6 protein-coding genes are annotated in these 6,905 nt (G+C 60.0%); 4 read left to right on the top strand and 2 right to left on the bottom strand.

Annotated features, from left to right (window positions below; all coding sequences use genetic code 11):
- Window positions 1–263 (bottom strand): helix-turn-helix domain-containing protein (locus VJV58_RS19700; protein WP_324139045.1); only part of this gene is annotated, 263 nt, incomplete at its 3' end.
- Between the two features lie 132 nt (window positions 264–395).
- Here VJV58_RS19700 and VJV58_RS19695 point away from each other — a divergent pair.
- Window positions 396–1,400, top strand: coding sequence for an ABC transporter substrate-binding protein (locus VJV58_RS19695; RefSeq protein WP_324139044.1), 1,005 nt, complete (start codon window positions 396–398; stop codon window positions 1,398–1,400).
- Window positions 1,401–1,522: 122 nt separating this feature from the next.
- On the opposite strand, the gene VJV58_RS19690 is transcribed toward VJV58_RS19695, so the two are convergent.
- Window positions 1,523–2,503, bottom strand: coding sequence for a tripartite tricarboxylate transporter substrate binding protein (locus VJV58_RS19690; RefSeq protein ID WP_324139043.1), 981 nt, complete (start codon window positions 2,501–2,503; stop codon window positions 1,523–1,525).
- Window positions 2,504–2,731: 228 nt separating this feature from the next.
- On the opposite strand from VJV58_RS19690, the gene VJV58_RS19685 reads away from it, so the two are divergent.
- The 3 genes from VJV58_RS19685 to VJV58_RS19675 are packed head-to-tail and all read left to right on the top strand — an operon-like array spanning window position 2,732 to window position 6,366.
- On the top strand, window positions 2,732–3,976 hold the full coding sequence (locus VJV58_RS19685) for an acyl-CoA dehydrogenase family protein (protein WP_324139042.1): 1,245 nt from the start codon (window positions 2,732–2,734) through the stop codon (window positions 3,974–3,976).
- Between the two features lie 28 nt (window positions 3,977–4,004).
- Window positions 4,005–5,951 (top strand): alkyl/aryl-sulfatase, encoded by a 1,947-nt coding sequence (locus VJV58_RS19680; protein WP_324139041.1) that lies wholly within the window; start codon window positions 4,005–4,007, stop codon window positions 5,949–5,951.
- Window positions 5,952–5,988: 37 nt separating this feature from the next.
- A complete protein-coding gene (locus VJV58_RS19675; RefSeq protein ID WP_324139040.1) occupies window positions 5,989–6,366 on the top strand; it encodes a VOC family protein in 378 nt (125 codons plus the stop codon).
- Window positions 6,367–6,905: the final 539 nt, after the last annotated feature.

Genomic DNA, 6,905 nt, shown 5'->3' with positions numbered 1-6,905 from the left:
CCTTCAAGGTTTAGCTTGCGCTCATGGCTGCGGATCTCCTCGTAGACCCACTCAAGCACCGCGAGATAGAGCGCATCCTTGTCGCCGAAATAGTGATAGAGGATCTGCTTGTTGACGCCGGCACGCGCGGCGATTTCATCGACCCGCGCACCGGCCAGCCCACGTTTCGCAAATTCGCGTCGCGCGGCCGTCAGCAGTTTTTTCCGCGTGTTGACCGGGTTGCGCCGCTGCGGCCTGGCGCCGTTGGTTCGTGGCTTTGGCATTTCCAACCAGACAGTTGACAATTCGATCGGTCCCTTGTTGCATTGGTAGACCTGAGAATGTGCAACGACAAGACCGCGCGCCCCGGTCCGGACCAGCGGCACACGGACAACCGCCGATCGAGGAGAGTTGCCATGAAAAGTTTGAGGGTCTTGGGACTGGCGCTCGTACTGGCCGCGCCGGCTGCTCCCGTCAACGCCGCCGAATCCGTCAATCTGCTCCTGAACTGGACCCCCACAGCGGACCATTCACCATTCTATTATGCCAAGGCCCAGGGCTGGTATGAGAAGGCGGGCATCGATCTGAGCATCGAGGTCGGCAAGGGTTCCGGCGTTTCGTCGCTGAAGGTTGGCTCCGGCGGTTCACCGTTCGGGATCGCTGATCTCGCGACCGCGCTGGTGGCGCGCAGTAAGGGCGCCGATGTGGTGGCGCTGATGAGTATCTACGCCAACACCGGGCAGACCTTCTACTGGCTGAAGAGTTATGGCGTGAATGGCGCCAAGGATTTTCCGGGCCACAAGATCGGCAATCCGCCGGGCGACGCTTCCCGCGTGATGTGGCCGGCGTTTGCCAAGGCGGCGGGAATTGCGCCGGACTCGGTGACGTTCGTGAATGTCGGACCGACGGCCAAAATCGCCGCTTTGAAGACGCACACCGTCGATATCATCAGCGACTTCTACAACGAGCACGACCTGAAAGTGATCGAGTTCGGCAGCGACCTCGGCTACGTGAACTGGAAGGACATCGGGCTCAACCCGTACGGCAATTCACTGATCGTGAACGGCGCGTTTCTGCAAAAAAATCCGAAACTCGCCGAAGACTTCGTGCGCATCAGCCAGAAGGCGTTTGCGGCCTGCGTCGCCGACGTTGCCCCGTGCCTGAAGGCGCTGCTCGATCAGGTCTCCGGCCTCGACAAGGAAAACCAGCAACGTCAGTGGGAACGCATCAAATTCCTGATGACCGACGAATTCACCACCACGAAGGCGCTGGGCTGGATCGACGGCGAGCGAATGAAGAAGGATTACGAGCTGGTGCAGACCTATCTCGGCATGGAGAAGCCGTTTCCGGTCGAAAGTGCCTTCACCACAAAACTGCTCGACACCTCGATCAAGATGGACGCCAGCAAGGTCAGGAAATGAGTGAGTTGCTTCCGTGCCTGACATTCACGCCCTTGCGGGCGCCGCGAACCAAAATGCTGATCGCCCGGACAAGGCGGACCGATCAAATGCTGACTTTGACCAATCAAGGCTAACCTAAAGACTCATTGCGGCTTGATGCCTGAGGCTTTCGCCACCGCGGTCAGCTTCTCGTAATCCGCTTTCATCAGCGCGGCGAGCTCGTCCAGCGGCATCGGCTTGCCAGGAATGTCCGCCTTGGCGAGCTGACGCTGAACATCTGGATTCTGCAGCGCCTTGTTGATCGCGCCGTGAATCTTTTCGACCAGGGCATCCGGCGTGTTCGACGAGACGTAAATGCCGTACCACGGGACGTAAGCGGCTTCAGCATATCCGGCTTCGGCGATCGTCGGCACATCGGGAAGATCCGGAACGCGCTTCTCGGTAAACACCGCCAGCGGCTTTACCGTGCCTTGCTTGATGTGCGGCAGCGCGAGCGCTAGCGAAACGATCTCAAAATGCATCAAATTCGTCATCAGATCGATCAGCGCCGGCGGCTGACCCTTGTAGCCGATATTGGCCAGCTTGATGTCGGCGACCTGAAACAGCTTCTGTGCCGTGAGATCGATGGATGAGCCGGTGCCCGGATTGCCGAAATTGAGCTGACCAGGCCTGCTGCGCGCCAGGTCGACGAATTCCTGAAGCGTCTTCACCGGCATCGCGGGATTCACAAGCGCGACGCTCTGGTTCCAAACCGCCAGCCCGACGCATTTGAAATCCTTCATCACACTCCAGCCGGCGTCCTTGTAGAGCGTCGGATTCACCAGCACCGCCGGTCCCGTGACCAGCCAGGTGTAGCCGTCGGGCTCGCCTCGTGCGACAGCCGCGGTACCGATATTACTGTTGGCGCCGGGCCGGGATTCCACCACGATCGATTGCTTCCAGTCTCGACCGATCTGCTCGGTGACGGCACGCGCGACGATGTCGACAATGCCGCCGGCAGGATAGGGAACGATGATGTGGATCGCCCGGTTCGGATACTCGCTCTGTGCCAGCGCGCCGGCCCCGCTGCCGAGCAGCATGGCGGCAATGGCAGCGGCGAAGCCAACTGCTCGCGTTACATTCATTGATCTCTCCCAACGCCCTCAGTTCGTTCGCGCGCCATCGCTTGTTTGTCCCTTGCGATGTCCATTCGTCCGGCGTTTCCTGAAGCGTTCTCTCAATAACAAAACAGATTTGCAAATGATATTGTCATTCGTTTAGATGCAGGGGGGGACACCGACCCTTGCCGTGCAAGGCATCAAGATAACAAGACCGCTTCACTCGGTCGAAACGAAGCGTTCGCGCGGGGCATTATGGATTTCAATCTGTCGGCGAAGTCCGAGCAGTGGCGTGGCCGCCTGCAGACGTTTTTCGAGCGCGAGGTGCTCCCGCATCATCGGGCGTGGCTCGAACATGTCGCGGTCAAACGCGAGCCTCCGCCGTTCATGGGCGAGCTGCAGGAAAAGGCGCGCGCGGCAGGTTTGTGGAATCTAGGCCTGCCGGAGCTTGCCGCCGATGAGCCTGGTACGCGGCTCTCCAATCTCGACTATGCGCCGCTTGCCGAGATCATGGGCCGGCTGTTCTGGGCGCCTGAGGTCTTCAATTGCCAGGCGCCCGACGTGCCCAACATGATCGCGTTGCAGAACTGTGCGACTGCAGAACAGAAGCAACGCTGGTTGCGGCCGCTTCTGGAAGCCGAAACCCGATCAGCCTTCGGGATGACCGAGCCGGACGTGGCGTCGTCGGATGCGACCAACATTGCAACCACCATGGTTCGCGATGGCGACGACTACATTGTCAATGGACGCAAGTGGTTCATCACCGGTGCTGCTCATCCGCGCTGCAGCTTTCTGATCGTTCTCGGGGTCACGAATTCGGAAGCCGATCGGACCCGCCGCCATTCCTGCGTCATCGTGCCGATGAACGCGCCGGGCGTGCGTCTTGTGCGTCCACTGCGATGGATGGGCTGCGAGGATCACATTGCGCCGATCGGTGAACTCGCGTTCGACAATGTTCGCGTCAGCAGGTCGAACTTGCTTGGCGAAGAGGGCGACGGTTTCAAAGTGGCGCAAGTGCGGCTCGGGCCCGCCCGCATTCATCATTGCATGCGTTCAATCGGGCTGTGCGAACTGCTGATCGAATTGATGATGGTGCGATCGGCGGAACGGTCAGCCTTCGGCCGCACCGTGATCCAATATGACACCGTGCAGCGCTGGATCGCGGAGTCACGAGTCGAGCTGGAGCAGGCCCGGCTGTTGAGTTATCGCTGCGCATGGCGGCTCGATCAGGCCGGCCATCACGGCGCCTGGCGCGACGTATCGGTGATCAAAGTCGCCGTTCCCGCCATGCTGCAGCGGATAGCCGATCGCGCGATCCAGGTGTTCGGCGCGATGGGCGGGTCCGACGACACCCCGATTCATCAAGCGCTGGCCTGGGGACGGCTGTTGCGGATCGGCGACGGCCCGGATGAGGTGCATCTGCGCCAGATTTTTCGAATGGAAACGATGCCGTCGTGGTCGATCGCAGACTCGCCCTATCTTGCGGCGCATCCGTCTTGATCTCGGATTTTGGGTGGGAAGGACGAACATGACGCAAGCGGCAAACAGCGATACCGATAACCTGGCTCCCAAGGAAGCCATGCCCTCAGTGATCGCGCAGCAAGCGGCTATGCTCGATGCGCTCCCGTTCTCCGACACCGCAGACTTCGATGACGCCTCGCGCGGCTTTCTCGGCACGCTGGAAAATGCCGCGATCACCAACGCGCAGGGCAGGGTGGTCTGGAGTCTGGAAGCTTACGGATTTCTGGCGGAAGAAAAAGCGCCCGTTACCGTCAACCCGAGCCTGTGGCGGCAATCGCGCCTCAACATGCACCATGGACTGTTCGAAGTGGTACCCGGCGTATATCAGGTGCGAGGATTGGATATCGCCAACATGACGCTCATCGAAGGCGAGGGCGGGGTGATTGTGGTGGACACGCTGACCTCAATCGAGGGAGCGCGTGCCGCCATGGAGCTTTACTTCCAGCATCGTGGGCGTCGCCCGGTGACCGCTGTCGTTTTCACCCACACCCATACTGACCATTGGGGCGGCGCACGCGGCGTGCTCGATGACGAGACGTTGGGGAAGCGCGACGTCCCGATCATCGCACCCAATCTTTTCATGGAGCACGCTGTTTCGGAGAACATTATCGCCGGACCTGCGATGCTGCGCCGGGCGCAGTATCAATTCGGCCCATTTCTGGCAAAGGGGCCACGAGGGCAGGTCGACTGCGGGCTTGGCAAGTCGATGGCGGCCGGTTCAGTCAAGCTGTTGCGCCCATCAGATCTGATCATGGAAACCGGCGACAAGCGGATTATCGACGGGGTTGAATTCGAATTTCAGATGGCGCCAAACAGCGAAGCGCCGGCAGAAATGCATTTCTTTGTGCCGCGTTACAGGCTGTTGAATTTGGCCGAAAACTGCACCCACAATTTCCACAATCTGCTTCCGTTTCGCGGCGCCGACGTTCGGGATGCGTTGGCCTGGTCGAAGTATCTTGGCGAGGCGCTGCAGATGTGGGGAGGCAAGGCTAATGCGATGTGCGGTCAGCACCACTGGCCAGTGTGGGGAAGACAGCGCATCGACACCATGATCCGTCAGCAGCGCGATCTCTACAAATTCGCGCATGACCAGACCATTCGTCTGATGAATCACGGCCTCACGGCAACCGAAATCGCCGAAACGATCAAGCTGCCGGCAAGCCTCGAAGGCGCATGGCATGGGCGCGGCTACTACGGCCATATCAGGCACAATGTGAAGGCGATCTATCAAAAATATCTCGGGTGGTATGACGCCAATCCTGTTCATCTCGATCCCCTGCCGCCGGTCGAGGCGGGCAAGAAGTACGTTGAATACATGGGCGGCGCGGCGGCGATCCTCGATCGTGCCACAAAGGACTTTTCGAACGGCGAGTTTCGCTTCGTGGCGCAGGCGCTCAGCCATCTGGTGTTCGCCGAACCCGACAATCAGGCTGCTCGCGCGCTGCTCGCCGACACATTCGAGCAACTCGGCTATGCGGCCGAAAGCGCGACCTGGCGCAACGCCTATCTGTTCGGCGCGCAGGAGTTGAGGCAGGGCATGCCGAAGACGCCGGCCCGGCCGCCCATGCCACGCGAAACTCTTGCCGCCTTGCGAACCGGCCAGTTGTGGGATGTGCTCGGGGTCCGGCTCAACGGCCCCAAGGCGGAAGATAAGCACATCGTGCTCAACTGGAGTTTTACCGATACCCGGGAGAGCTTTGTCCTGACTCTGGAGAACTGCGCTCTGACTTACATTGAAGCCCCGCCAGCGTCCGCGGCGGACGCCAGCTTCACGTTGGCCCGGTCGACGTTGGATGAACTGATCGCCAAGCAGACGAGTTTTCCGGAAGCTGTCGCAGCCGGCAAGATCAAGCTCACCGGCAATGCGATGAGCCTTGCGGAATTGATGAGCCTGATGGATGAATTTCCGCGCATGTTTGAAATTGTCGAGCCGAAGCGGACGGCTGTGAGCTAGAGCTTCGCTATGAGAGAAGGGTAGAGGGGAATACAGGATGTTTTCGCACGTTATGATCGGCACCAACGACCTCGAAAAGGCCAAGTCGTTCTATGACGCCTTGTTGGGCACGCTTGGCGTTCCGCCCGGGAGGGTAGATCGTCATCGCGTTTTCTATAGAACCGCGACGGGCGTTTTTTCGGTGTCCAAGCCGATCGATGGCAAGCCCGCGACTCCCGCCAATGGTGGTACGATTGGCTTTGTCGCGACTTCGCCCGAGCAGGCCGACGCCTGGCACGCCACCGGCATCGCCAATGGGGCGACCACTTGCGAAGACCCGCCAGGTGTGCGCGAAATCCCGGTCGGAAAGTTTTATCTCGCCTATTTGCGTGATCCTGACGGCAACAAGCTCTGCGCGTTACACCGAATGGGGTGAGAGGCGAGTTCCAGGAGATGATCTGCCCGACGGGCCGTGCGGCAAATCACTGTCCAGCCCTTGTTGCAAAAACATTCCCGTTCTCGCTCGATGCAAATCAGTTCATAAGCGCGGCCGTCTCGTCCCACAGAGGGGCGGCTCGCGATCGTCACGAACGCGGGACGGGATGCGATGGACGCTGATGTGCCGCGGACGAACGGCGCGTGAAGCGGACGATGAAGTCGTGTGGTCCTGATGCCTCGACGCCGGCGTCAAGCTTTCGGAAGTATTTCCGCAGGCGACGGTGACAAACAAGCCCGATCACCGGGGAGATCACGTTATAAGTCGTAAAACATCGCGCGGGGAATGCCGGGTTGCTCCGGCGTGACCGTGGTGACTACACTCGTATGCTTTTTGATTTTGCATGCGAGGCTGCGGGTGCATCGAGCGCCCGGCATTCCCTGCGCCCTCTGACGTTTCAGGTGCGCTTTACGTTTATCAAAACTCGGGCGCGCACCGCGAGATCGCGGAGGTGTGGGTGACTGTCTGGTTATTTGGAA

It is taken from the genome of Bradyrhizobium sp., from assembly GCF_035273305.1.
Classification (GTDB): domain Bacteria; phylum Pseudomonadota; class Alphaproteobacteria; order Rhizobiales; family Xanthobacteraceae; genus Bradyrhizobium.
The sequence above is the reverse complement of the archived record's forward strand: the minus strand, read 5'-3'. Positions and strand labels throughout refer to the sequence as shown.

Bases quoted from the DNA above. Each gene is read 5' to 3' on its own strand.
- VJV58_RS19695 (WP_324139044.1), top strand. From the start codon at position 396: ATGAAAAGTTTGAGGGTCTTGGGACTGGCGCTCGTACTGGCCGCGCCG.
- VJV58_RS19690 (WP_324139043.1), bottom strand. From the start codon at position 2,503: ATGAATGTAACGCGAGCAGTTGGCTTCGCCGCTGCCATTGCCGCCATG.
- VJV58_RS19685 (WP_324139042.1), top strand. From the start codon at position 2,732: ATGGATTTCAATCTGTCGGCGAAGTCCGAGCAGTGGCGTGGCCGCCTG.
- VJV58_RS19680 (WP_324139041.1), top strand. From the start codon at position 4,005: ATGACGCAAGCGGCAAACAGCGATACCGATAACCTGGCTCCCAAGGAA.
- VJV58_RS19675 (WP_324139040.1), top strand. From the start codon at position 5,989: ATGTTTTCGCACGTTATGATCGGCACCAACGACCTCGAAAAGGCCAAG.